Annotated in this window: 24 protein-coding genes and 1 pseudogene; 14 read left to right on the top strand and 11 right to left on the bottom strand. The window is 65.9% G+C overall.

What is annotated here, in order from left to right; translation table 11 throughout:
• Positions 1-77 precede the first annotated feature (77 nt).
• Positions 78-1,196, bottom strand: coding sequence for a DUF3152 domain-containing protein (locus OHB26_RS18330; protein WP_442942971.1), 1,119 nt, complete (start codon positions 1,194-1,196; stop codon positions 78-80).
• A 292-nt stretch (positions 1,197-1,488) separates the two neighbouring features.
• On the opposite strand from OHB26_RS18330, the gene OHB26_RS18325 reads away from it, so the two are divergent.
• Positions 1,489-2,154, top strand: coding sequence for a TetR/AcrR family transcriptional regulator (locus OHB26_RS18325; RefSeq protein WP_330185357.1), 666 nt, complete (start codon positions 1,489-1,491; stop codon positions 2,152-2,154).
• A 71-nt stretch (positions 2,155-2,225) separates the two neighbouring features.
• On the opposite strand, the gene OHB26_RS18320 is transcribed toward OHB26_RS18325, so the two are convergent.
• Positions 2,226-2,453 (bottom strand): DUF3107 domain-containing protein, encoded by a 228-nt coding sequence (locus tag OHB26_RS18320; RefSeq protein ID WP_330185697.1) that lies wholly within the window; start codon positions 2,451-2,453, stop codon positions 2,226-2,228.
• 104 nt (positions 2,454-2,557) lie between these two features.
• Positions 2,558-3,259: a ferritin-like fold-containing protein gene (locus OHB26_RS18315; protein ID WP_330185356.1), complete on the bottom strand. Its 702-nt coding sequence runs from the start codon at positions 3,257-3,259 to the stop codon at positions 2,558-2,560.
• A gap of 174 nt (positions 3,260-3,433) precedes the next feature.
• On the opposite strand from OHB26_RS18315, the gene OHB26_RS18310 reads away from it, so the two are divergent.
• Positions 3,434-4,537: an SGNH/GDSL hydrolase family protein gene (locus tag OHB26_RS18310; protein WP_330185355.1), complete on the top strand. Its 1,104-nt coding sequence runs from the start codon at positions 3,434-3,436 to the stop codon at positions 4,535-4,537.
• On the opposite strand, the gene OHB26_RS18305 is transcribed toward OHB26_RS18310, so the two are convergent.
• A complete protein-coding gene (locus tag OHB26_RS18305) occupies positions 4,534-5,568 on the bottom strand; it encodes an alpha/beta fold hydrolase (RefSeq protein WP_330185354.1) in 1,035 nt (344 codons plus the stop codon). The two genes, OHB26_RS18310 and OHB26_RS18305, sit on opposite strands and share 4 nt — an antisense overlap.
• A 485-nt stretch (positions 5,569-6,053) precedes the next feature.
• Here OHB26_RS18305 and OHB26_RS18300 point away from each other — a divergent pair.
• From OHB26_RS18300 to OHB26_RS18285, 4 genes and pseudogenes are all read left to right on the top strand, one after another.
• Positions 6,054-7,718 (top strand): annotated as a pseudogene (locus OHB26_RS18300) (DEAD/DEAH box helicase); the annotation flags it as partial.
• 1,779 nt (positions 7,719-9,497) lie between these two features.
• Positions 9,498-10,721 carry an Rv3212 family protein gene (locus tag OHB26_RS18295; RefSeq protein WP_330185353.1) on the top strand — a complete coding sequence of 408 codons (1,224 nt, stop codon included), beginning with the start codon at positions 9,498-9,500 and terminating at the stop codon, positions 10,719-10,721.
• A 114-nt stretch (positions 10,722-10,835) separates the two neighbouring features.
• Complete coding sequence (locus tag OHB26_RS18290) at positions 10,836-11,456, top strand: acid phosphatase (protein WP_330185352.1); 621 nt, start codon at positions 10,836-10,838, stop codon at positions 11,454-11,456.
• Entirely contained in the window at positions 11,453-11,938 is a 486-nt protein-coding gene (locus OHB26_RS18285; RefSeq protein WP_330185351.1) for a GNAT family N-acetyltransferase, read from the top strand. The genes OHB26_RS18290 and OHB26_RS18285 overlap by 4 nt, the downstream gene beginning before the upstream one ends.
• Before the next feature lie 86 nt (positions 11,939-12,024).
• Here the strand turns inward: OHB26_RS18285 and OHB26_RS18280 are convergent, their stop codons facing one another.
• Positions 12,025-12,462, bottom strand: coding sequence for a hypothetical protein (locus OHB26_RS18280; protein WP_442942970.1), 438 nt, complete (start codon positions 12,460-12,462; stop codon positions 12,025-12,027).
• Between the two features lie 189 nt (positions 12,463-12,651).
• Between OHB26_RS18280 and OHB26_RS18275 the strand changes: the two genes are divergently transcribed.
• Both OHB26_RS18275 and OHB26_RS18270 read left to right on the top strand, forming a co-directional pair.
• Positions 12,652-13,590 carry a diacylglycerol/lipid kinase family protein gene (locus OHB26_RS18275; RefSeq protein WP_330185350.1) on the top strand — a complete coding sequence of 313 codons (939 nt, stop codon included), beginning with the start codon at positions 12,652-12,654 and terminating at the stop codon, positions 13,588-13,590.
• 258 nt (positions 13,591-13,848) lie between these two features.
• Positions 13,849-14,103: a WhiB family transcriptional regulator gene (locus OHB26_RS18270; RefSeq protein WP_011211115.1), complete on the top strand. Its 255-nt coding sequence runs from the start codon at positions 13,849-13,851 to the stop codon at positions 14,101-14,103.
• 344 nt (positions 14,104-14,447) lie between these two features.
• Here OHB26_RS18270 and OHB26_RS18265 read toward each other — a convergent pair whose 3' ends face one another.
• On the bottom strand, positions 14,448-15,962 hold the full coding sequence (locus tag OHB26_RS18265) for a sensor histidine kinase (RefSeq protein WP_330185349.1): 1,515 nt from the start codon (positions 15,960-15,962) through the stop codon (positions 14,448-14,450).
• A gap of 220 nt (positions 15,963-16,182) precedes the next feature.
• On the bottom strand, positions 16,183-16,398 hold the full coding sequence (locus OHB26_RS18260; protein WP_330185348.1) for a biotin/lipoyl-binding carrier protein: 216 nt from the start codon (positions 16,396-16,398) through the stop codon (positions 16,183-16,185).
• A 102-nt stretch (positions 16,399-16,500) separates the two neighbouring features.
• Between OHB26_RS18260 and OHB26_RS39715 the strand changes: the two genes are divergently transcribed.
• The gene (locus OHB26_RS39715) at positions 16,501-16,575 is read left to right on the top strand and encodes a 50S ribosomal protein bL37 (RefSeq protein ID WP_153805149.1); all 75 of its coding nucleotides are present in this window, start codon (positions 16,501-16,503) and stop codon (positions 16,573-16,575) included.
• 225 nt (positions 16,576-16,800) lie between these two features.
• Here OHB26_RS39715 and rsrA read toward each other — a convergent pair whose 3' ends face one another.
• Together rsrA and OHB26_RS18250 are read right to left on the bottom strand one after the other, a co-directional pair.
• Positions 16,801-17,064: a mycothiol system anti-sigma-R factor gene (rsrA, locus tag OHB26_RS18255; RefSeq protein ID WP_330185695.1), complete on the bottom strand. Its 264-nt coding sequence runs from the start codon at positions 17,062-17,064 to the stop codon at positions 16,801-16,803.
• Positions 17,065-17,072: 8 nt separating this feature from the next.
• The gene (locus OHB26_RS18250) at positions 17,073-17,936 is read right to left on the bottom strand and encodes a sigma-70 family RNA polymerase sigma factor (protein WP_442942969.1); all 864 of its coding nucleotides are present in this window, start codon (positions 17,934-17,936) and stop codon (positions 17,073-17,075) included.
• 153 nt (positions 17,937-18,089) lie between these two features.
• On the opposite strand from OHB26_RS18250, the gene ybaK reads away from it, so the two are divergent.
• The 4 genes from ybaK (at position 18,090) to OHB26_RS18230 (ending at position 21,397) form a co-directional block, all read left to right on the top strand.
• Positions 18,090-18,584, top strand: coding sequence for a Cys-tRNA(Pro) deacylase (gene ybaK, locus OHB26_RS18245; protein ID WP_330185347.1), 495 nt, complete (start codon positions 18,090-18,092; stop codon positions 18,582-18,584).
• Positions 18,585-18,713: 129 nt separating this feature from the next.
• Positions 18,714-19,265 carry a MarR family winged helix-turn-helix transcriptional regulator gene (locus OHB26_RS18240; RefSeq protein ID WP_330185346.1) on the top strand — a complete coding sequence of 184 codons (552 nt, stop codon included), beginning with the start codon at positions 18,714-18,716 and terminating at the stop codon, positions 19,263-19,265.
• A gap of 56 nt (positions 19,266-19,321) precedes the next feature.
• The gene (locus tag OHB26_RS18235; protein ID WP_442943026.1) at positions 19,322-20,950 is read left to right on the top strand and encodes an MDR family MFS transporter; all 1,629 of its coding nucleotides are present in this window, start codon (positions 19,322-19,324) and stop codon (positions 20,948-20,950) included.
• Between the two features lie 156 nt (positions 20,951-21,106).
• On the top strand, positions 21,107-21,397 hold the full coding sequence (locus tag OHB26_RS18230; protein WP_330185344.1) for a hypothetical protein: 291 nt from the start codon (positions 21,107-21,109) through the stop codon (positions 21,395-21,397).
• A 110-nt stretch (positions 21,398-21,507) separates the two neighbouring features.
• On the opposite strand, the gene OHB26_RS18225 is transcribed toward OHB26_RS18230, so the two are convergent.
• On the bottom strand, positions 21,508-22,275 hold the full coding sequence (locus tag OHB26_RS18225; RefSeq protein WP_330185343.1) for an SOS response-associated peptidase: 768 nt from the start codon (positions 22,273-22,275) through the stop codon (positions 21,508-21,510).
• Positions 22,276-22,366: 91 nt separating this feature from the next.
• Here OHB26_RS18225 and OHB26_RS18220 point away from each other — a divergent pair, with 91 nt between their 5' ends.
• The gene (locus tag OHB26_RS18220) at positions 22,367-23,875 is read left to right on the top strand and encodes an aldehyde dehydrogenase family protein (protein ID WP_330185342.1); all 1,509 of its coding nucleotides are present in this window, start codon (positions 22,367-22,369) and stop codon (positions 23,873-23,875) included.
• Positions 23,876-24,006: 131 nt separating this feature from the next.
• Here OHB26_RS18220 and OHB26_RS18215 read toward each other — a convergent pair whose 3' ends face one another.
• Positions 24,007-24,297 carry a hypothetical protein gene (locus OHB26_RS18215; protein ID WP_330185341.1) on the bottom strand — a complete coding sequence of 97 codons (291 nt, stop codon included), beginning with the start codon at positions 24,295-24,297 and terminating at the stop codon, positions 24,007-24,009.
• Positions 24,298-24,304: the final 7 nt, after the last annotated feature.

Raw genomic sequence — 24,304 nt, 5'->3', positions numbered from 1 at the left:
CCGGTACTCGCGGCCACACGTGCAACACCGCGGCTCGGGCCGTTCTTCCCCAAGCCTAGGTGGCGGTCACCGAGCAGCTAGGCGCGGGGATACGGCCACGAATTGAAGCGGCACTTCTTCCCGTCCATCGGCACCACACCGGTCGGATCGAGGGTCGCGATGTCGTTATTGCGGGTGCCGAAGGTCTGCTGCATCATCACCGGCGCGAGCCCGCCGTCCACATCACACGGCTGATGTTCGTGATAGCCGATGGCATGGCCGACTTCATGATTGATCTGGTACTGCCGGTACGAGCCGATATCGCCCTCGAAGGCCAGCGCCCCGCGCACCCAGCGCACCTCCGACAACACCACGCGACCGAGATCGGCGTTGAAGCAGGACGAGTCGATCGGAATCTCGAACCCGCACGATTTGTGCGTGGTGTCCCGCGAGGTCAGCGAGATACGGAAATCGGGGGTCCCGCCGTCGATGCGGCGGAAGCCGAATCGCGAATCATGGGTCCAGCTCTTGGGATTGGCGAGGGTGGCATCGACCATCCGCCCCACCGAGGTGTCCCCACCGAGCCCGGAAGTGTCCACCCCGTCCTCGATTTCGACGGTATAGGTGAACACGTGCTCGGAGCCCATCCCGATCTGCGCGCTGGTGCCCGGCACGATATGCCAGGCGCCAGTACCGATATCGGTGAACGGGCCGCCGCCCGGCACCGCACCGGTGGGCAGGTCCGCGGCGAATTTGCCGTCACCCTTGGGCGGTGCGCCGATGATGCCGGTCTTATCGGTGTGCTCACTCAACCGCCCGAATCCGGGCACGCCGGCGACGCTGTCACCGCCGCCGCGGAAGGCGTCCACCGCCACCAGCACGGTCACCACGAGCAACACCGGCAGTGCGTACGCACGCCAGCCGTAGGTGGAGACGAAGCGGCCCAGCCCGCTCTGTTTCTTGGTCTCGCGGTCGGGACGCTGGCGTCGCGCGTCGTCGGGTTGTGCGGTCGGATCCCAGCTGGCGCGGAGCGGTTGATGCGGAAGCGGCAGGCGCTCCTCGGCGAGAACGGATAGTCCAGACTGCCCGAGAGGTTCCGTTTGTCCGGTTTGCTCCGGCTGTGCCGGCGCGCCCTCGGTGTACAGCCCGAGCGGATCATAGATCGGGCCGGTCGGCCGGCCCTTCCGCTTGGAGTCTCTGCCCCCGTCGTCGGTCACCCTCACAGACTCTCACAGAGCGTGCGAACGCACTCGGGTGCCGTCATCGGGACAGCGACGGATCTCACAAATCGGCACATGTGCTACACAGTTGTGACCGGCCTCGCATAATCGAGGCGGCAAGCGCGCTCGCCGAATACACGAGCCGCATCCACAAAGCCTTGTGCGGATCGACAAACATCCAGCACATCAATATTCGGAACCTGGATCGGCACCGACCCCTCGAGCGAGTATCGTTCGGGTGATACCCGGTGACATCCTTTCCGCCGGGAATCGACTGGGAGATCGGAAAATGACTGACCTCGTGGACCGGATGACCGCGCACCGCAGTTCATCCGAGGCCATGGCGCCGACAAAGCGCGGCACCCGCCTGCCCCGCGAGGCACGTCGCGCACAGCTGCTCGCCGCCGCCGGAGAAGTTTTCGTACTGCGCGGCTATCACGCCGCCGGGATGGACGAGATCTCGCAATGCGCGGGCGTCAGCAAACCCGTCCTGTACCAGCACTTTTCGAGCAAGCTCGAGCTGTACCTGGCGGTCCTGCAGAACTATGTCGACGCCCTGGTCTCGAGTGTGCGCCAGGCGCTGCGCTCCACCACCGACAACAAGCATCGTGTGCGCGCCGCCGTGCAGGCGTACTTCGACTTCGTCGATCACGAAACCCAGGGCTTCCGACTGGTTTTCGAGTCCGACCTGACCAATGAGCCGCAGGTGCAGCGCCGCGTCGAACAGGCCACCGAATCCTGCGTGGACGCGGTCTTCGACCTCGTCGCCCACGACTCCGGCCTCGACCCGTACCGGGCGCGCATCCTCGCCGTCGGCCTGGTCGGCGCGAGTCAGATCAGCGCCCGCTACTGGCTCGAGGCCGACCGCCCGATTCCGAAGGAGGAGGCCGTCGACACCGCGGTCTCGCTCTGCTGGGGCGGCCTGTCCCGCGTCCCGCTGCATCCGATCGATTGAAATAAGACCAAAAGCAATTGCCCCGTTGAGAATTCTCAACGGGGCAATTGCTTTTGGTGCTTGTGCGGTCTTTAGACAGCCGCGAATCCGACGCGGCCCGCGGACGGCGCACCGATCTCCACGTAGGCGACCTTGTTGGCCTGGATCAGGTACTTGCGGCCCTTCTCGTCGGTCAGCGCCACGACGCCGCTCGCACCCTCGAGCGCACCGGTGACCAGCGCCTCCACCTCGGCGGGAGTCTGCGCGCTGTTGATGATCAGCTCACGCGGGCTATCCGAAATACCGATCTTGACCTCCACGGCCAACCTCCGAACCTAGAGTCCTGTGCTGTCTTCGCCAAGGCTAGTGCAGGGGGCGCGCCCACCGGCAGCGACCGCCCTGCGCTGAGAGCGAACTAGCCCGGTTAACCCAGCCCGAGCACCCGCATCCGCTCGGCATGACTGTCCTGCATGTGCTCGAAGAGCGTCGCGATACCGTTCAGATCACCGGTGGCGGTGAGCACCAGTTCGGTCAGCTCATCGCGCTGCGCCATCACATACTGCGCCTGCGTGATCGCCTCACCCAGCAGGCGGCGACCCCACAGCGTCAGCCGATCCCGCTCGGAACGGTTCTGCGCGACCGCGGTCCGCACCTCCTCGATGACGAACTCCGAATGCGAGGTCTCGGCCAGCACATCACGCACCACCGCGGCGACCTCGGGAGCCAGAGCGCCGGCGATCTCGGTGTAGAAGTCGGCGGCGATGCCGTCACCGACGTAGAACTTCACCATCGACTCCAACCAGGTGGAGGGGTCGGTGGAGGCGTGATAGGCGTCCAGTGCGCGCACGAACGGGGCCATGGCGTCGAAGACATCCGCACCGCGTTCGGCGAGCGCTTTCTCGAGGGTCTCGAAATGACCCATCTCATTGGCCGCCATCTTGGCGACGGCGACCTTGCCGCGCAGCGACGGCGACAATTTGGCCTCTTCGGCCAGACGGTAGAAGGCGGAGATCTCACCGTAGGCGAGGACCGCGAAGAGGTCGGCGACCCCGGGATGTGTGGCGGCGATCCGCGCGTCGGCAGATTCCGATGCGTCGCCCAGCGCGGTAGACGAATTTGCTCCCATGAACCACACCCTAGTCCGCGCGGATGAACGCCATTCACCCATCGGTGACACATCACCCGGCGTACTCTCGAATAGCTCGGAAAGTACTGTGCCACAACAATTTTCATGATCACACCGATGCCTTGCCCGATAAGATGCGGGGCTACCGGTACGGAACACCGGCGGAGAACTCACATGCCCACAGCAATTCAGAATCTCATCGTCCTGGGCGACAGCCTGTCCGATATCGGCATCAAGCGCGAAGCGCCCGCGGGAATGTTCGCCCGCGCCGCCGGCATGATGCGCACCAATGAGGTCGGTCGCTACAGCGACGGCAAGAACTGGGCCGACTACCTCGTCGAATGGATGGGCGGGGAACCACTCATCCGCGGCGATAAGAAGAACACCGAGTACGCCACCGCACCACATCGCACGCTGACCACCGATTCACTGATCCTGCGCACCGACTTCGGCGATCTCGCACCGGTGAAATACGCCAACTACGCCGAGGGCGGCGCCATCGCGGCCTCGGACTGGAAGCCCAAGGCCGGTGCGCTCGGATATCTGAAGGATCAGGTCTCGACCTACATCAATGCCCGCCGCAAGCTGATCGAACAGAATCAGTTCGTCACCGGGCACACCCTGCACATCATCTGGATCGGGCTCAACGATCTCATCACCGCCAAGCGCGAGGTCCCGGACAATCCGGGAACGACCGATAGACCCGGCACCGGCGTGCGGCCACTGGTGCGCGAGATCAATGAACTGGTCAACGAGATCTGCGATTCGTTCCCGACCAACCCGTCCTTCGAGCACTTCGTCCTGATCGATCTGCCCAGTCCGCTGGTCTCGATCCGCTTCCAGGACAAGGCCGCCGACAAAGGCGAGGACTCGGTGGCCAAGGCGGTGCGCAATGTCGAGGCGTTCAACGCCGCCCTGCGCCAGCTGGCCGCGCATTGGGTACCGCCCAAAGACGGACTCGGCGCGTTCGCACCGAATATCTCCTTCGTGCCCATGTCCGAATGGATGCAGGTCGTCTCGAACAATCCGAAGCAGTTCAACCTCACGCCGCTGGCTCAGGATCACGGACCGGTGCTGTACCTCGGCATGACCGATCCGACTCCGCCCGCCATCCGCAGGGCGCTCACCACCAGCGATCTCGCACACCCCACCCAGGCGGTGTACGAACTCATCGGCCGCGAGATCGCCGACGTCCTGGTGCCCAAGTACCGGCTGGGCACCCTGACCCAGGAGTCATGGCCCGAAAGACGGCCGTTCCCAACGATTCCCGGGATTTAGGCGAAATCCCGCAGGAATTTGTCCAGGTACGACCAGGTGGTTTCCCGGGCGATCAGAATGCCGAGGTGAGAACCGGGTGCGGTCTCGTACCGCACCTGCGGTGATCCGGTCAGCGTGACCGTGCCGTGCTCCACCGCGGCGGCCGCGGTAATCGCATCGGTGGGCCCGCCGACCAGCAGCACCGGAACAGTGACATCGGCGAGCGCGATTTCGCGATCGCCGAAACGCACCACACCCTTGCCGATGTCATTGTTCAACATGAACCGGCCCCACAGCTGGTTGTAGAAACGCCCCGGATATCCGGGCAGCGAGTTCTGGAAACGGTCGATCGTCTCCATCCGCTCCAGCGTGGCGGTATCGGTCAGATTGCTCGCAATGAAGAAGGGGCGCTTGAGTTCTCGATCCCATGCGGTGGCGCGATAGGCGATCCGGGTCAGCTGCGCCGAGACGCCGCCGACAGCGCGAATCGCGGCCGTCGCGGTACGGCCGCCGTCGAGGCGAGCCAGTGCGCGCAATTCCCGCACGCCCACCATGTGGTTGTAGCTCAGCGGGGCCCCGACCGCGGTGATGGAGCGGATCGGCAGCGTCGGATCGGCGGCCGCGGTCAGCAGCGCCAGCACGCCGCCGATGGACCAGCCCACCAGATCCACCGGTTGACCGCCGCGATCGGCGGAGACCTGGCGAATCGCCTCGGGCAGGATGTCGTCGATCCAATCCTCGAAGCCCATACGGCGATCGTCGAAGGTGATGTCGCCGTAGTCGACCAGGTAGGGCGCACGGCCGGACTCCAACAGGAACCGGGCCATGCTCTGCTCCGGGCTCAGATCGAAACAGAATGCCGGTGCGGCCAGCGGCGGCACCAGCAGCACCGCCGGATCGCCCGCCGCGGCGCCGTCATAGCGGCGCAATTCCCGGTGCGGCGCATCGGAAAGGACCGTTGACGGCGTGGGTTCGGGTACCCCGATTCCGGCGCCGAAGGTCAGGGCCCACGCATTGCGCGCGGCGGTGCTCACGGTGTCTGCCAAGCTCACCCGCACAACTTCGCACATACTGCTACATCTTGTAACACCTATGTGAGCAATCCAACTTCCGACCTGGTGGACTCGACCCCCGGCCGAGCCAATCCCGGTGCGGCACAATCCTTAACGCGGCTGCGAAGACCGGCGGCACGAACCGGGTAAACCGTACAATCACGCGAATCGGCACAATATCGCGGGCAATTGCGGTGGCAGGAAAATGGTGGAAGACCGTATCACGCTACAATCTCCGCAGACAACGGAAATTTTCGCCCGATCGAGTTTGCCGGATACACCGTGAACCGGTGCTCGGGCGGCCGTAGTCCACGGAAAATGTGCGCGCACTCCGATCCGCGACTTTGTCCGCCGCGCCAGGTCGATGCCCGAAAGGGTATCCCGCAGCGGCGACAGGATGAGCGGCTCGAGTGGCAGCGCGGACCGACCGGTCCGCCCCACACCTCGTGCGCGCGAGACGCGATAAAACGAGGAAGGCACGTACCCTGAGCAAGATCACCGTAGAGCAGGAACCCGGAGTGGCCGACACGCTGCTGACCGCGGAGCTCGACGAAACCCACACCGCCCCCACCTTCGCCGAACTGGGCGTGAACCCCGAGATCGTGCGCGCGCTCGGCGAAATCGGCATCGAACGCACCTTCGCGATTCAGGAACTCACCCTGCCGCTCGCGCTGGCCGGTGAAGACCTCATCGGTCAGGCCCGCACCGGTATGGGCAAGACCTTCGGCTTCGGTGTGCCACTGCTGCACCGCATCGCCTCACAGACCTCGGGAACCATTCCGCTGGACGGCACTCCGCGCGCACTGGTCATCGTGCCGACGCGTGAGCTGTGCATGCAGGTCACCTCCGATCTCGAGAACGCCAGCAAGCACGTCAAGACCCATGAGGGCCGACCGCTGCGCGTCACCTCCATCTACGGCGGACGGCCGTACGACACCCAGATCGCCGCGCTGCGCGACGGCGTCGATGTCGTGGTCGGCACCCCCGGACGCCTGCTCGACCTGGCCGAACAGGGACATCTGATCCTGGGCAAGGTCCAGGTGCTGGTGCTCGACGAGGCCGACGAGATGCTCGACCTGGGCTTCCTGCCCGATATCGAGCGCATTCTGAACATGGTCCCGGACCAGCGTCAGACCATGCTGTTCTCGGCCACCATGCCGGGACCGATCATCACGCTGGCGCGTACGTTCCTGAACCGGCCCACGCACATTCGGGCCGAGGAGCCGCACGACTCCACCATCACCGACCGCATCACCCAGTTCGCCTACCGCGCACACGCTTTGGACAAGAGCGAGGTCGTCGCCCGCATTCTGCAGGCCGAAACCCGTGGCGCGACAATGATTTTCGCGCGCACCAAGCGCACCGCGCAGAAGGTCGCCGACGATCTGGCCGAACGCGGCTTCTCCGTCGGCGCGGTACACGGCGACCTCGGGCAGATCGCCCGCGAGAAGGCACTCAAGAAGTTCCGTGAGGGCAAGATCGACGTGCTCGTCGCCACCGATGTCGCCGCGCGCGGTATCGATATCGACGATGTCACGCACGTCATCAACTACCAGTGCACCGAGGACGAGAAGACCTACGTGCACCGCATCGGCCGCACCGGTCGCGCGGGCCGCACCGGCGTCGCGGTCACGCTGGTCGACTGGGATGAGCTCAAGCGCTGGGCCTCCATCGACCAGGCGCTGAAGCTCGGTATGCCCGAACCGGTCGAGACGTACTCCAGCTCCGCACACCTGTTCGCCGACCTCGGCATCCCCGCCGGATCCACCGGCCAGGTGCGCAAGCGCCCGGCCGTCCGCGATGAGGAAGCGGTCGTCGTCGAGCGCGAAGCCCGCGCCCCGCGTAACCGCAACCGCAAGCGCACCCGTGGCGCTCGCACCGGCGATGCGGTGGAGACGACCTCGAATTCGACTGCCACCAACGGAAATTCGGTCAACGGCAGCACCGTCAACGGCACCGCGCTGCACAGCGGCACCGCCGATGGCACGCCCGTGAACGGCAATGCCGCCAATGGCAATGGCAGCGCGTCGAACGCCGAGGGCTCCGACAAGCCCGGCCGTCGCCGCCGTCGCCGCCGCGGTCGTGGCGGCTCCGACAATGCCACCGCCACAACGGTTTCCACCGAGACCACCGGCGACACCGCCTCGGCCGTCGAAGCCAACCCGGCCGAAGCGACCGACACCGCGGCGCAGCCGAACAACACCGCCGCGTCGACCGACGCCCCGGTGCGCGAGGGCCGTCGCCGCAACCGCAACCGCCGTAACCGTGGCTCCGCCGACATCAATGGTGCGAGCAACAACGGCGAGTTCGCGAACGGCAGCACCACGGATTCGGTAACCACCGCCGAGGTTTCGACCGGCACCAACGAAGGTTCGATTGCCGCCGAGGTGTCGGCCGCCACCCCGATCGCCGAGGCTCCGGCCGCCGTCACCTTCAGCCACGCCGCTGAAACCGGTACCCCGGCAGCCGCTTTCGCCGAACCGGCCGAGGCAACAGCGAATTCCGCCGCTGCCGTGGCAGATTCGGCCGAGACCGGCGCACCCGCCAAGCGCACCCGCACCCGCCGGGTCCGCTCGAGCGAGAGCACCAACGGTTCGGCACCCGCCATCGACACCCCGGCCACGGATTCCGCAGCCCCCGAATCGGATTCGGCGGCTGCCGGAACCGAGACGGCTCCGGCCACCGCACCGGCGAAGCGCACCCGCGCCCGCCGCGCCGACAAGCCCGCCGCCGAACCGGTGAACGGCAACCCCGTCGAAGCGGTGACTCCGGTCGCCACCGATACGGCGGTCGCCGCCACCAACGGCACCGGCACCCCGGCCGCGCAGGGCGCCGAGGCGGAGGCCACCAGTGCCGCGCCCGCCAGGGCGACCGGCCGCCGCCGGGCCAGCCGCCCGGCATTGGCACCCGGTGACGTGGCGAACGAATCCACCACTGCCGCGGGAGTTTCCGGCGATCCGGTCGCAGCGAACGCCACCGCGGAGGGCGCGGCTGCCCCCGTGAAGAGCACGGGCCGTCGCCGGGCCAGCCGCCCGGTGGCCAGCCCCGATGTCACGGTGAACGGCTCCGCCACCGCCGCAACGGCCTCCGGCGACCCGGTCACCGCCGCGACGGAGACCACAGAGCCGGTCAAGGCTCCCGCGCGCAAGCGGGCCGCCAAAGCCGCCGCGGCTCCGGAGGCCGCCGTGGCCGAGCCGGTGAAGGCTCCGGCGCGCAAGCGCGCCACCAAGGCCGCCACCGAATCGGCCGCTGAATCGGCAACCGCCGACACCGCCGCCAAGCCGGTCAAGGCCGCTCGCAAGGCCGCCGCCAAGACCGCCGCGGTGGCCGAGGTCCCGGCCGAGCCGGTCAAGAGCGTTCGCAAGCGGGCCACCAAGGCCGCCGCCAACGGTTCGGCCGCCGCCGAGGTTGTCGCCGAACCGGTGAAGACCGCTCGGAAGGCCGCCGCCAAGAAGGCCGCGGCAGTCGAGGTTCCGGCCGAGCCGGTCAAGGCTCCGGCGCGCAAGCGCGCCACCAAGGCCGCGGCCGAGGTTGTCGCCGAACCGGTGAAGGCGACCCGCAAGGGCGCCAAGGCTGCTCCGGCGGCCGAGGTCACGGCTGAACCGGTCAAGGCTCCGGCCAAGAAGAAGGCCGCCAAGGCGTCCACCAACGGTTCGGCTGCCGCCGTGGCCGCCGAGCCGGTCAAGGCCGCTCGTAAGCGCACTGCCAAGACCGCTGCGGCGGTTGAGGTTTCGGCTGAGCCCGGCAAGGCTCCCGCACGCAAGAAGGCCGGCAAGGCCGCCGAGGTCGAGGCTCCCGCCAAGAAGTCACGGGCCAAGAGCGGCAAGACCGAGGTTGTCGAGGTCGAGGCTCCGAAGGCAGCCGCCAAGAAGCGGACCCGGAAGGTAGCCGCCTCGGCGTAACCGTCCGGATCGGCTACTCTCGCTGTCGTGCTCGCACCCGAGCGGCGAACGCGCGCCGATATTCTCACCGCTGTCGCGATCGCCATTCTGCTGGTGATCGCGACAGCGGTGATTTGTTGGACCAGTGATGCGCGGGGCACCGAATCGGTGACCACCGATCAGACGCTCTCCGCGCCACCGACTCCCGAGCAGTTGCCCGCCACCCTGCGCGAGCTGTGGAATTCGCCCGATACCGCGAGTGCGCGGGCGATCACCAACGGCGGGGTGGCGGTCACCGCGGACGGGGGCACCGTCACCGGACGCGATCCGCGCACCGGTGAACAGGTGTGGAAGTACCAGCGGGATATGCCGCTGTGCGGTATCGAATCCCAATTCGGCACCATCATCGCCACCTACCGCGATCAGCGCGGCTGCAGCCAGACCACGCTGCTCAATGCCGAGACCGGGGCGCGCATCACCGCCCGCTCCAGCTATATGGACGACACCGTCGAACTCTCGGTGGACGGCACCTACACCCTCGCGCAGGGCCCGGACCGGCTCGAGGTGTGGCGTTCGGATCTGGTGCGCACCCTGGAGTACGGCAAGGTCGACGCCCCGGTGAATCCGCGCACCCAGCCGCGTACCGACTGCCGCCTGCTGTCGGCGGCCTCGGCCCCCAGCCGGATCGCGGTACTGGAGCGCTGCCCCAAGGACACCGCCGACCGCCTGACCGTGCTGAATCCGGCTCCGAAGGACGGCACCACCCCCGAGGAGTACAGCACCCATGTACTCACCGAATCCGGCGGCGCCTCCGAGAGCGCACGGGTAATCGCGGTGTCGGACAGTCGAATCGCACTCTACCTGCCCGGAATGGGCACCAGCCCACCGCAATTCGCGGTTTATGATATCTCCGGCAATCCCCTTGCCATTCACCAGCTTGCGGCCCCACTGCCGGACAACGCCCTGGTGAGTCATTTGAGCTCGGAGTGGTTCGTCTTCACCGGCAACACCCTGATCGCCTTGAACGCCACCACCTTCGACGTCATGTGGGTCGCCGGGAATGTGCTCGGCACCCCCACCCTGATGTCCGGCCAACTGCTGGTCCCCTCCCCCGACGGTCTGCGCGCCCTGGACCCCACCACCGGTGCGGCCACCGGGCGAATCACGTTGCAGCGCAGCGACTATCACAATGAGCCGATCTCCCTCGCGGCCATCGGCGGCTCCGTGCTGGAATTGCGCGGCGGCAAGCTCTACGCCCTCGGTACGGGATAACCGCGCCATCCCATACGGCCACGACCGCTTTCACGCGCGATCGTTCCGGCGGTCCAGCTTTTCCACCGGGTCGATTTCCGTGCGCCGCCGCCCGGGTCGAGCGGATTGTCGGGCATGATCGAGTACGTGTCCGCACCCGAAAAACGGCTGATATTGCTACGACACGGTGAGACGGAGTGGTCGGCCGCGCGCCGCCATACCGGGCGCACCGATATTCCACTGACCCCCAACGGGGAGGAGCAGGCCCTCGCCGCCGGGAAATTGCTGGCAGGGCTCGGCCTGCGCGATCCACTGGTATTCAGCAGTCCCCGCCGCCGCGCCCTGCGCACCGCCGAATTGGCCGGTTTGACCGACGTCCATATCGACGACGATCTGGTCGAATGGGATTACGGCGAATACGAGGGGCTCACCACCCTGGAAATCCAGCGCATGTCCCCCGACTGGACTGTCTGGACCGGTGTCACCCCCGAGGGCGAGACCGCCGGGCAGGTCCGCAAACGCGCCGATCATGTGCTGGCAACGGTCATTCCCGAACTCGCCACCCGCGATGTGGTGCTGGTCGGGCACGGTCACTTCTCCCGGGTGCTGATCGCGCGCTGGGCCGAGTTCGACGTGGTCGAGGGGCGGCGATTCTTCCTGTCCACCGCCGCCGTTACCGTGCTGGGGTACGACTACCAGGCTCGAACCGTGCTCGCGCACAACCTGGTTCCGCAGCTCGAAGGGACTGATCGATGATTCGCCGCGCCACGCCCGCCGATATCCCGGCCCTGGTGGGCCTGGTCTACGACCTCGCCGAATACGAGAAGCTGCGCAGCGAGTGCACGCTCACCGAAGAGCAGTTGGAGACCGCGCTGTTCGGCCCGAACCCGGCGGTCTTCGCGCATGTGGCCGAGGGCCCCGGCGATTCGGGTGTGGTCGGCTGCGCCATCTGGTTCCTGAACTACAGCACCTGGACCGGTGTGCACGGGATCTATCTGGAGGACCTGTACGTCAAGCCGGAGACCCGCGGGCTCGGCTTCGGCCGCGATCTGCTCGCGGCGCTGGCGCGCGAGGCGGTCGAACAGGGGTACTCCCGGGTCGACTGGTCGGTGCTGGATTGGAATGAGCCGTCCATCAACTTCTACCGCTCGATCGGCGCGGTGGCGCAGGACGAGTGGACCGGCTACCGCCTGGCGGGTGGCGCACTCGCCCGATTGGCCGCGCACGCGGACGACTGACCCGATCCGGTTTCCCCTGGATAGGTCAAGCGTCCAAAAGCGCTCTACGAGGCATTCAGCCGGGAATTACGCCCGGCTGAGGACGCCTACTCCGGCGCGATGTCGTACCCGGCCGCCATCCAGCGATTGGAGGCCGGGGCGAACAGCAACACCAGGGTTCCCAGCGACACCGCACCGAACGGCACCGCCAGATCCCAGCGGTCCGAGGTGATCATGTACCAGGCCACGCCGAGCAACAGCAGCTGCGTGATCACCGCGATGGCCCGGCCCCAACGCCGCCCGCGCAGCAGCCCGATACCCGCCGCCAGCACCGCACCGCCGACGATCACCCCGTAACCCGCGGTGAGATAACTGTTCTTGGCGCTCTGCGCGGACCCGTTCAGGCCCATCACCAGCAGAACCACCACGGCGACCATGCCCAGCGCGCCCTCGAGCGTCACCAGCGCACCCGCCCCGCGCACCGTATTCGGCGCCGCCTCGCCGGTATTCGCCGCGTTCTTCTCGCCGGGTTTCTGCTCAGCCACCCGCCCAGCCTACTGTGACCATCTTGCGCCGCTCCTTCGTCGCGGCGCGGTTCGCGGCCCCCGCAGGCTCGCTTCTTCACTCCTCCGTTCAGTCGCTGCGCTCCTTCTCTCCGTCGCTCCAGAAGCGAGCCGGGCCGCGAACGAACTGGTGTGTGTCTCTGGATCATCCGATGGCTCTAGGCTGCATGTGTGCGGACGCTGCTGATCGTGAATCCCAATGCCACCTCCACCACCCCGGCCACGCGCGATCTGCTCGCACACGCATTGGAGAGCCGCACCCAGCTGACCGTCGTGCACACCGAACGTCGTGGCCACGCCGCCGAGCTCGCGCGCTGGGCCGCGGATACCCGGATGGATCTGATCGTGGTGCACGGCGGCGACGGCACCGTGAACGAGACCGTCAACGGTTTTCTACCGCTACCGCATGAACCGCAGCGCGAATGGCTGCCGCGACTCGGCGTGATTCCCGGTGGTTCGGCCAATGTGTTCGCGCGCTCGCTCGGTATCGAACAGGATCCGGTGACCGCCACCAATCAGTTGATCGATCTGCTGACCGCGGAGGCGGATCGGCGCATCGGACTCGGCCTGGCCGACGATCGCTGGTTCTGCTTCAGCGCGGGCGTGGGTCTGGACGCCGATGTGTGCGAGGCCATCGACGCCAAGCGCGCGAACGGCAAAGCCGCTACTCCCGCACGGTATCTGCGCACCACGGTCAAACAGTTCTTCAAGGCCGCTCGCAGTCTTCCCCAGGTGCGCTTGGAGATTCCGGGTCACGAACCGGTCACGGATGTCCATTACGCATTCGTGACCAACACCAGTCCGTGGACGTATCTCGACAACACGCCCGTCCGGACCAACCCCGGCACCACCTTCGAATCCGGTCTCGGGGTGTTTGCCATGCGAACCATGGGCATCGTGCCCACCCTCCTGATTGCCCGTCAGTTGCTGGCGAACGATGGAAATCCCAAGGGACACAAATTGTTTCGCGAAGACGACGTCCCCTCCGTCCGCGTCGAGGCCACCGAGCCCATCGGACTGCAAATCGATGGTGACTTCATTGGTCGGCGCAACATGGTGAATTTCACAGCCGCACCGGATATCCTCGATGTGGTCGCGCCGAAGCCCTAACCGGCTCGACACAACTGAGAAACCTTGCGGTTGCGCTGCGAAAACCCGCTCGACCGAGTAGAAATGGTTCGGCAGGCCCGCCAAGTAGGGGCCTTACAGCGTGAGCTTCCCCACGGTGCACTAGGTATCTATTGACATCTACGGTGTTCGTGAAAGCATTCACAAGCAACCGTGCGGAAACATTCGAGTCGCACAAGTGAACGGACCACAAACCCGAGGGGCAGAGCCATGCGCTCGCCCTAGCAAAGGAGCAGAGGAATGGACTGGCGCCACAAGGCCATCTGTCGCGACGAGGACCCCGAGCTGTTCTTCCCGGTGGGTAACAGTGGTCCTGCGCTCGCGCAGATTGCCGATGCCAAGCTGGTCTGCGCTCGCTGCCCTGTCACCGCCGATTGCCTGTCCTGGGCCCTGAAGTCCGGTCAGGATGCGGGCGTGTGGGGTGGTATGAGCGAAGACGAACGTCGTGCGCTGAAGCGTCGCAACGCTCGCACGCGTACCCGCACCGTCGTCTAACAGCACGTAGACGACTTAAGCGCTAAGGCCGCAGGCTTTACAGGCCGTAGCGCAATTCAGCCCGGCACCGTATGGTGCCGGGCTTCAGTGTGTAAAGGGCTCCCCCGCCTCCCGGCGACTTTGGCGCACGCTGAGTGCCGTTGACCGAATGCACGCGTAGCGCCGGTTGGGTGGGGGACCGATTTTGGACGTACCCGGCGAGTTACCCCGAACGTACGAGATCAGTCGTCGCCTCCTCGATCAAGAACAATGCCCACAGAGCGGGAATCGCTATTGCCAGAAATGACATGAGGGCCCCACCGCGAATGGCGAGACCCTCATAGAAATGGTGCGGGCGTGCGGTTTCAGCGGGCTGAACGGCGGCCGAGCGGTACACGGAGAACGGCGTCCGTACCGATGTCGGCGCCGGGGTGCAGGCCGATGGAGCCGCCCAATTCGGCGGTGACCAGGGTGCGGACGATTTGTAGGCCGAGGCGGTCGGAGGCTTCGAGGCTGAAGCCGTCGGGGAGGCCGCGGCCGTCATCGCTGATGATCACGTCGAGCCAGCGGGCGGAGCGCTCGGAGCGGATGGTGACCGTTCCGTTCTCACCGGCGTCGAAGGCGTGTTCGATTGCGTTCTGGACCAATTCGGTGAGAACCATGACAAGGGGGGTCGCACGTTCGGCGGAGAAAACGCCCAAAGAGCCTGCGCGGCGGACCTTTATGCGAGCGGTGTGCACCGTAGCGACATCGGCCATTATCGGCAAGAGGCGATCCACGACCTCATCGAGATCGACCTCCTCGTCCACGGACATCGAAAGCATTTCATGCACCGACGCAATAGAAGTCACGCGGCGAACCGATTCGGTGAGCGCCAATCTGGCCTCTTCGTTCTCGGTACGACGGGCCTGCAACCGCAACAGCGCAGCAACCGTTTGCAGGTTGTTCTTGACCCGATGATGGATCTCGCGAATGGTCGCGTCCTTGGACAGCAGCGCGCGATCGCGGCGCTTCACCTCGGTCACATCGCGCACCAGTACGGCCGCACCGGCGAGTTCACCATTGGGGCGCAGCACCAGCGTGCGCAGCAGTACGGTCGCGCCGCGCGCCTCGACTTCCATTCTGCGCCCGGCCTTTCCGGCCAGCGCGGCTTGGATATCGCCGACAACCTCTTGCGCGTCAAAAGGATCGGTGATGAGTGACCGGGTGGTCAAAGCCAGATCCTGACCGACCAGATCGTTCTGCAAACCCATCCGATGGTAGGCGGAGAGCGCATTCGGGCTGGCGTACACCACGATTCCGTCGGTATCGAGGCGAATGAAACCGTCACCCGCGCGCGGACTGGAGTGCGCGCCGGTGCGATCCTCCAGCGCCGGGAAGGTGCCGTCGGCGACCATCTGGCAGAGATCATCGGCGCAGGCCATGTACGCGATCTCCAAACTGGAGCGCATCTTCCGGCGCTGCACATCGGTATCGCGACCGAGAATGGCGATCACATCGTCGCCGACGCGGACCGGAATGGCCTCGCGAATCGCGTGCACCGGATGCGGATGGTAGACGCCCGCCACCTCGGCATCGGTGTCCACGCGCACGATATCGCTGGTGAGCAACGCCTCGAAGATCTGCGGGAAGGCATCCTTATTGGCCAGCGAACCGACCAGATCCTCCGGATGCACCGTGGGCGCGGTGGTGGGGCGGCACTGCGCGACACACACCACATCCGCGCCATCGGTGATCGGACCGGTACCCACCCACAGGTGCAGGTCCGCGAAGGACAGGTCCGCCAGCAGCTGCCAGTCCCCCACCACCCGCTGCAGATGATCGACGGCCGCACCCGGTAGATCGGTGTGCTCAGCCAGTAGATCGCTCAGTGTCGACAATATTTTCTGCCCTCCGCTTCGCTCCGGGCGGTTCGCGGCCCCCGAAGTCTCACTTCTTCCCTCCCTCCGCTCCTCCGCTGCGCTCCTCCGCTCCAAGGCGCAGGTCTATGGAGCCGCAGTCCAGAAGCGAGACGGGCCGCGAACTTCGAGGTGGGGCGATGAGGACGGTGGGAGCGGTGGATGGGGCGGTGGGGGACTTGTTGCCCATGCTAGGGGGGAATCAGGCGATGACGGCGATCAGGTCGTCCTTCTGAATCACATCGCCGGGCTTGACGTTGATGGACGCCACGGTGCCGTCGGCCTCGGCCACCACCGGGATCTCCATCTTCATCGACTCGAGGATCACCAGGGTGTCGCCCTCCTTCACCTGATCGCCCACGCTGGCGACGATCTGGTAGACGGTGGACACCATCTCCGCGAGCACTTCCTCGGCCATGAGACTCCTTGCTTGGGTTGAGCCATATCGGCGACCTGTATCCGATGAAGGTACAGCCAACCACACATGAAAGAATGGTCTTCAATCAGAAGGGAGACCACCATGGGTAAGCGTGGACGTAAGAAGCGCGGCCGTAAGAAGAACGCAGCCAACCACGGCAAGCGTCCGAACGCCTGAGCTGGCTTACTAGCTCGAAATGCACTGAGCGGCACCACTTCTCAACGAAGTGTGCCGCTCATGCTATTTCTGTCCCGCCTCTCCGCGACTTCGGCACGCGGCTTGGGAGCCGTTGACCGCTGGGGACGCGTAGTGCGGGTTGGGCGGGACACCGATTTTGGGGGTACCCCGGGAGTTACCCCGAAGCTCACGAGATCAGTTGTCCCGCCCGAAGGCGCGAGTACTCTACTGCGGTTCGATTTTGGTCTCGACCTGGGTGAAGGTTGTCCGGATCTCCATCGTGAGGCGGGCGCGCAGGGAGTCGGGGGCACGTTCGCCGCCGCATTTGCGGTTCAGTAGCGACTTGAGCTTCTCCTCGAGGCCGTAGGCCTCGATACACGGCGAGCAGCGGTTGATGTGCTCCTGCAGCCGCGCCTTGATGGTCTCATCGCATTCGTTGTCCAGGAGCAGCCAGACGTCGGCGAGTACCGCCGTGCAGTCCATATCCATCTCGTCGCTCACTGGGTGACCTCCTGACGCGCGTCATTGCCCGACCGGTTGAATCCGCGTTCCCGCGCCACATCCGCGAGCAGCCCCTTGAGCTGCTTGCGGCCGCGGTGCAGGCGGGACATGACGGTGCCGATGGGGGTTCCCATGATCTCGGCGATTTCCTTGTAGGGGAAGCCCTCTACGTCGGCGTAGTACACCGCCATCCGGAATTCCTCGGGAAGTTCCTGTAGAGCGCGCTTGATGTCGTCGTCCGGCAGCGCTTCCAGGGCCTCCATCTCGGCCGAGCGCAAGCCCTGCGAGGTGTGTTCGGCGGTGGCGGCGAGCTGCCAGTCGGTGATCTCGTCCGTCGGATACTGCGCGGGCTGGCGCTGCTTCTTCCGATACGAGTTGATGTAGGTGTTGGTGAGGATGCGGTACAACCACGCCCGCAGGTTGGTGCCCTCGCGGAAGGAACGGAAACCCTGATACGCCTTGGCGAAGGTCTCCTGCACCAGATCCTCGGCATCGGCCGGATTACGGGTCATGCGCAGGGCAGCGCCGTAGAGCTGGTCGAGCAGCGGCAGTGCGTCGCGCTCGAACCGGCGGCTGAGTTCCTCGGTGGTTTCCGTGCTGCGCACACGGGTCTCGCCGTCGTTGGTGTCGCCGCCGTCGATGGCCTCGTCAGTTTCCGAGTCGTCATCGGGCAGGCGATCGACCTTTTCGTCGTCGCTCGTCACGCTGTTCCCTTCGATCGCCGTAGCAATTGAATCTACCGCGAGCGGGACAAGCGCCGGGAAACCGGCAGGGCGAGCGACGTCCACGGGGACGCCCGCGAGATCAGCGGGGATGTGCATCAGCATCCGCACCGGGCGTTCTTCGACCAGAACGGTCACCGACTCCTCCTTCGTGATGATTACCTCAGCGCACCGCGAGCTTTCAGCTTTCGAGTGACGCGTATGGCGTGCAACAGGCCGGGAGATCGGCATGTTCCCGAGGGCTGCGAAATCCGGTGTCGCGTCATGATGACGGCTGTTTAGGGTGTGCGCATGGCTTCCGCATCCACTCCGGCGATCAAGGCACTGGTGCAGGCGAAAGTGGAGCATCGGGTGCACGCGTATTCGCATGACCCGCACAGTGCTTCCTACGGCGCGGAGGCGGTCGACGCGCTCGCCGGGGAGCTGGGCCTGGTCGCCGGGCAGATCTTCAAGACGCTGGTGATCGAACTGGCCTCGGGCGGGCTGGCGGTGGCGGTGCTGCCGGTTCCGGCGAAGCTCTCGCTCAAGGCGGCGGCGGGTGCGCTGGGTGGCGGGAAGGCCGCGATGGCGGACAAGGCCAAAGCCGAGCGCACGACAGGCTATGTGCTGGGCGGGATTTCACCGCTCGGGCAGAAGAAGCGGTTGCCGACGGTGCTCGACGAATCGGCGCTGGAGTTCGATCGGGTGCTGTGCAGTGCGGGTAAGCGCGGCCTGGAGATCGAGCTGGCGCCCGCCGATCTGGTGCGGCTCACCGGTGCGGTGACGGCCGCGGTCACCGCGGGCTGAGGACCGTTCGAACCGTGAGCTGAGACACCCTCCCGGAAATAACTTGCCAAGACACAACTATCTCCACATACTTGCTGAGTACAACTAGTTGACTGATACAAGCAGTTGCCCGATGCAAGGAGGTGTGACGTGGCTGAAGACCCCGCGCAACCCGGCTGCCCCGTCACAGACGACGTGACGGACGCCGTCGCCAACCAGATCATTCGACTCAGCCGGCTGCGCGACCGCACCAATGCCCAGATCGCCGCCGCCACCAACGGTGAGGTCGAGCCCGCGGCATTCGCCATCCTGTTCAAGCTGATCCACAACGGACCCATGCGCTCCGGGGCACTCGCCGAGGCACTCTATTCCGACGCCTCGACCATCAGCAGGCAGGCCGCGAACCTGGTGAAACGCGGTTTCATCGAGCGCCGCGCCGATCCGTCCGACGGTCGCGCCAGCGTCCTGGCCGTCACCGACCGGGGGCGCGAGGTCGCCGCCGAGATCCGGGTACGCCGCAATGACACGCTGCGCGAGATCATGGCCGACTGGGCCCCCGGCGAACAGGACCTCTTCGCGACCCTGCTGACCCGGTTCGTCGACGGCTACGAGCACACCCGCAGCACCAAGGTCGCCGCCCTCTATCCCAAGGGCGGCTCCAGAATTCTTCCGAAAATCGATTCCGCAGAAGGTAATTCGTGACCACAACAGTCGAGCAGGAGAACGCCTCACCCGCGGGCTTCACTCACAAACAGATCATGGTCGTGCTCAGCGGCCTGCTGCTCGGCATGCTGCTGGGCGCACTCGATCAGACCATCGTCTCCACCTCGATCCGCACCATCGCCGATGACCTGCAGGGTTATTCGATGCAGGCGTGGGTCACCACGGCGTACCTGATCACCGCAACCCTGTCCACTCCGCTGTACGGCAAGCTCTCGGATATGTACGGCCGCAAGCCGTTCTACCTCGCGGCCATCACGATCTTCGTGGCCGGATCGCTGCTGTGCGCGTTCTCCACCTCCATGTACGAGCTGGCGACCTTCCGGGCCTTCCAGGGTCTGGGCGCGGGCGGTCTGATGTCGCTGGCGCTGACCATCCTCGGCGATATGGTCGGACCGCGGGAGCGGGCCCGCTACCAGGGTTACTTCCTGGCCGTATTCGGTACCTCCAGCGTGGCCGGCCCGGTGCTGGGCGGCATCATCTCGGGTCAGAACGAGATCCTGGGCATCACCGGCTGGCGCTGGGTTTTCCTGGTGAACGTGCCGCTGGGCATCATCGCCCTGGCCGTGGTGTCCCGGGTGCTGAAGCTGCCCAGGGTGGAGCGGTCCAAGGCGACCGTCGACTGGTTCGGCGTACTCACCATGGCCATCGGCCTGGTGCCGCTGCTGGTCGTCGCCGAACAGGGCCGCATCTGGGGCTGGAGCAGCACGAACTCCATCATCTGCTACGTCGTCGGCGTGCTCGGCCTGATCGGCTTCGTCGCGGTCCAGGCCAAACTCGGTGACGCGGCGCTGATTCCACTGCGCATGTTCAAGAACTCCACTTTCGCACTCGGCGTTGCCATTTCGATCGTGGTCGGTTCGGCCATGTTCGGCGGTATGACACTGCTGCCGCAGTACCTGCAGGTGGTGCGCGGGTCCAGCCCGACGCTGGCCGGTATGCAGATGCTGCCGCTGGTGGTCGGCATGATGGTGGCCTCGATCTTCGCCGGTCAGACCATCTCTCGCACCGGGCGCTACAAGATCTTCCCGCCGCTCGGCGCGGGTCCGCTGGTGCTGGGCCTGTTCCTGCTGCACTTCATCGGCGCGGACACCCCGCTGTACCTGGCCATGCTGTTCATGCTCATCGTCGGCTTCGGCCTGGGCAATCTGATGCAGCCGCTGACCCTGGCCATCCAGAACGCGCTGCCGCCGCAGGATATGGGCGTCTCCACCGCCGCGGCGACCTTCTTCCGGCAGATCGGCGGCACGCTGGGTGTGGCGGTCTTCCTGTCGATCATGTTCTCGCAGGTCGGGCCGAATATCAGCACCGAACTGCAGTCGGCGGCGACCACGCAGGAGTTCAAGACCGCGGTTGTCGAGGGTATGCACAGCAGCAACCCGGCCGAGTCCGCACTCACCAATGGTCTTGCCACCGGCGATCATTCGGCCGCGGCGAAGGTGCTCGACGACAGCTCGGTCATCCAGCAGCTGAACCCGACACTGGCGCATCCGTTCAAGGTCGGCTTCGCCAATGCCATGGACACCGTATTCCTGGCGGCCGCGGGGGTGGCGCTCATCGCGCTCATCCTGGTGCTGTTCTGGAAGGAGGTGCCGCTGCGCACCGCGGGCGGTATCCAGGCTCGGGCGCAGAAGGTCGAAGAGGCCGCGGTCGAGGCCATCGGCTAGCGGTAGCAATTCGACTGCGATAGCAACCGACCAGCAGTTTGACACGCACACATCCGGTCGCCTTCCCAAGGAAGCGGCCGGATGTGTGCGTTACTTGTGTGTGCGTGCGTTTCCCATCTCGCCAGGTTCATTTCGACCCGAGGATGTGATGTGGTTATGTCCCCCAACCAGCGTTTTCGCACCGGCGTAGTGGCCGCCTCCGGCGCGCTGCTCCTGGCGCTGGCGTCCGGCCCGCTGACGGTGGCTACGGCGACCGCCGCGCCCGTCAACCCCAACTACCCGCTCGCGCCCGATCCGAGCGCACCCGGCCAGCAACAGAAGGACGAGAAGTCGGAGAAGGCGAGCAAGCTCGGTGGCAGTGTGACGACCAAGGTCATCGACCTCGCCACGGGCGTCGTCAAATGCGGGCTGAATATCGCCCTGCCGTCCGTGAAATGCACCCTCTGACAAACTCTCGCAACTCGCGGCTCCGCAGCCCCGCGCCGGGGCTGCGCCCCCGAACCCTCGAAAGCTCCCAGGGGCTTCGCCTCCGACGCCGAACAGCTCTTCAGGGCCGGTCAGATCAGGCTGATCTGACCGGCTTTCTCGTCCAGTTCGGCCAATAGGTCCGGGCCGTTGTTGCGGACACTGTTCACCAGGGAGGGCACTGGGCGGATGAGGATGTCCGAAACCGCTTCCACCCCAGGGGTTTCCAGGAGCTCCGCCGGGGCGGGGTGATCGGGATCCAGCCAGGCGTCCCAGTGTTCCCGGGGCATGGGCAGGGGCATGCGGTCGTGGACCTTGGTCAGATCGCCCACGGCGTCGGTGGTGAGGATGGTGCAGGAGAGCAGGGGTTTGGCGTCATCGCCCAGGCTGCGATCGCGCCAGACCGACCACAGGCCCGCCATGTAGAGGCGGCCACCATCTGCTCGGGACATGAAAAATGGCTGTTTGACGGCCTTTCCGGTCGCGCCGGGCTCGGTGACCCACTCGTACCAACCGTCCATGGGGACCAGGCAGCGGCGCTTCTTCACGGCATCGCGGAAGGATGCGGTGGTAGCGGCCTTGTCGGCGCGGGCGTTGAACAGCGGTTTGCCCTTGGCCGGAATGCCGGGCTCTCCCGCCTTGCTCCACGGGGGGATCAGACCCCAGCGCATGGCCCGCAGACGTAGCGTCGCCGGATCCTCGGGATGGTCGCGGTCGTGCCGCTCCACCACCGTGAGGACCTGGTTGGTGGGAGCCACGTTGTAGTTCGGGTTGAAGCCCGTATCGCCGGTCTCGTCCAGAGCATCCAGTTCGACGGCCAGCTTGGCGGGATTCGTCGTTGTCGCGTATCTGCCGCACATGTGGACCATGCTGCCACCGCGTACCGACAAACACCCGTCTCATCATGTGATGGCGATTGACTTCAGTTGTGACCTATGAGACGTTCGTCCCATGTCTGCTACCGACACCGCCTCGATCGATCGGGACGCCACACTGACCTCCGTCAACCCCGCCACCGGCGAAACCCTCGCCACCTACCGAATCGATGACGAGGCCGCGGTGCACGCCGCCGTCGCCAAGGCCCGTACCGCCGCCGCCACCTGGGGCGCACTGACCTACGCCGAGCGCAAGCGGCATCTGCTGCGCTGGAGCAGCAAGCTCGTCGCCAAATCCGATGAGCTCTGCGCACTCATCCACGCCGAGAACGGCAAACCCCTCGACGACGCCTATCTCGAGCTCATGCTCGCGCTCGAGCACATCAAATGGGCCGCCTCGAATGCCGAGAAGGTGCTCAAGCCCAAGAAGGTCGCGCCCGGCGCGCTGATGGCCAACTTCGCCGCCCACCTGGAGCAGCGTCCACTCGGCGTCGTCGGCATCATCGGGCCGTGGAACTACCCGGTGTACACGCCCAACGGATCCATTGCATACGCGCTCGCCGCCGGTAATGCCGTGGTGTTCAAGCCGAGCGAATTCTCCACGGGCATAGGCAATTTCGTGGCCGCCGCCTTCGCCGAAGCCAATCCGGAGCTGCCGGACGGCGTCTTCGTCACCATCAACGGGTTCGGGGCGACCGGTGCGGCACTGGTGCGCGCGGGCGTGGACAAGCTGGCCTTCACCGGGTCCACCGCGACCGGTAAGAAGATCATGGCCTCGGCCGCCGACTCGCTCACCCCGGTGTTGCTGGAGTGCGGCGGTAAGGACGCGGTGATCGTGGCCGCGGACGCCGATATCAAGGCCGCCGCCGATGCGGTGGCGTGGGGCGCGACCGCCAACTCCGGGCAGACCTGCGCGGGCGTGGAGCGGGTGTACGTCGACAAATCGATCGCGGAACCGTTCATTGCCGAGGTCAAGCGGATTCTCACCGATATCAAGCCGGGCTCGGACGCCAAGGCTTCATACGGGCCGATGACCATGCCGAGCCAGATCGATATCGTGCGACGGCATATCGAGGACGCCATCAAGAACGGCGGTAAGGCCGTACTGGGCGGGCCCGAATCCATCAAGGGGCCTTTCATCGAACCGGTGATCCTGGTCGATACCGATGAATCCTCGGATGCGGTGTGCGAGGAGACCTTCGGGCCGACCGTCACCATTCGCACCGTGAACGGGATCGACGAGGCGGTCGAGCTCACCAACCGCAGCAAGTACGGGCTGGGGTCGGCGGTGTACTCGGCCAAGCATGGGCTCGAGATCGCGCGGCGGCTGAATGTCGGTTGCACATCGGTGAATTCGGTGCTCAGCTATGCCGCGATCTCCGGGCTGCCGTTCGGGGGCGTGGGCGACTCCGGGATCGGGCGCATCCACGGTGCACCCGGACTGCTCGAATTCTCGCGGCCGCACTCCATTGCGGTGCAGCGCTTCACGATTCCGGGCATGGCGCTGCTGTCGTACTCACGGACCGACAGCACCATGAAGCTGCTGCGCAAGATCGTGCCGTTCCTGCACGGACGAAACAAGTAGGGGTATCCACGCTCAGGGCCGCCAGGGGTTTCACCCCTGAAACCGCCCCCGGACATGCGGATGCGGCGCGGCCCCCGGACATGCGGATGCGGCGCGATGCCGGTTCCCTTGCGGGAACCGGCATTCCACGTCTACGGGGTTGGGGGCAGGGTCGGGGGTGTGAAGAACTCCTCCAGCGGGATCGGGCCGGTATAGCGGCGGCAGTTGCACGGCACCCAAGCTTTGAGGCCGTTGCCGATCTTGCGGAAGGTCTCGCCGTGACACTGACCCGCGTCGCGATCGTGAACCGCGAGATCGTGGCCGCAGCCGCAGAGAGCATTGGACTGGGCAGCCTTCTTGGTGGGGCGGGAGCCGAAACGGCCGAGAACCCAGCCGCCTCCGACGAGTCCGGCACCGATGAGGAGGCTGAGGGGATCAATCACCCCGCTA

The sequence above is a fragment of the Nocardia sp. NBC_01503 genome (assembly GCF_036327755.1).
Taxonomy (GTDB): domain Bacteria; phylum Actinomycetota; class Actinomycetes; order Mycobacteriales; family Mycobacteriaceae; genus Nocardia.
The sequence above is the reverse complement of the archived record's forward strand: the minus strand, read 5'-3'. Positions and strand labels throughout refer to the sequence as shown.